The sequence below is a fragment of the Mycolicibacterium vaccae NBRC 14118 = CIP 105934 genome (assembly GCF_001552715.1).
Classification (GTDB): Bacteria; Actinomycetota; Actinomycetes; order Mycobacteriales; family Mycobacteriaceae; genus Mycobacterium; species Mycobacterium vaccae.
In genome coordinates this window covers 1-600 of record NZ_BCRS01000368.1, presented here as the reverse complement: position 1 = coordinate 600, position 600 = coordinate 1, and the positions used below count along the sequence as shown (strand labels likewise).

Sequence of the window (600 nt, the reverse complement as noted above, 5' to 3'; positions counted from 1 at the left end):
CCCGCAACAGCAGCGGCACGGCGGCCACGATCACCGCGGCCGACACACCGATGATCGTGTACAGCACCCACGGGGTACCGGACTCCCCCGATCCGCCGGTGTGGCCGCGGGACAGGTCGACCAGCGCCACGGTGGCCGCGACAGCCGCGCCCAGAGCGGCCAGCCACACGACTGCACAGCCGCCGAGCAGCAGTCGATCGGTGCGGTCCAGGGCGGCGACGTCCAGGGCGGGACGCGTGTCGGTGAGGTTCGTCATCTTCAGGTACGCGGCCTAACAGCTGGTCTGTGCGGCGTTGCCGGTGTTGGACGACAACACCGTCCCGTCGCTGGTGGTGATCGAGCAGTTCAGCCGGCTGACCAGGAACAGGCTGGACGCCTGGACCGAGCCGACCTCGGACTGGGAGATCGGGGTGACCGTCAGCGACCACGGGATGTACACGTTGCGCTGGGTGCGGCTACGCCCCGAGGCGTCGATGTAGGTGACGGTGATGATGTCGCCGGGCGCCTTGGTACCGGTCACCGAGTACGTGACCTGGCGGGGCCCGGCCCGCGTGGTCGTGGGCGGCGGGGCGGGCTCCTCGGTCGTCGGCGGCGGCGGGG

The 600-nt window shown here is 71.2% G+C and carries 2 protein-coding genes; both read right to left on the bottom strand.

Annotated features, from left to right (window positions below; translation table 11 throughout):
* Nucleotides 1-256, bottom strand: a 256-nt coding sequence (locus MVA01S_RS30070) for a DUF2561 family protein (protein WP_159426403.1), incomplete at its 3' end; no start/stop codon positions are given.
* Nucleotides 257-271: 15 nt separating this feature from the next.
* Nucleotides 272-600 (bottom strand): MmpS family transport accessory protein (locus tag MVA01S_RS30065; protein WP_218006078.1); only part of this gene is annotated, 329 nt, incomplete at its 5' end.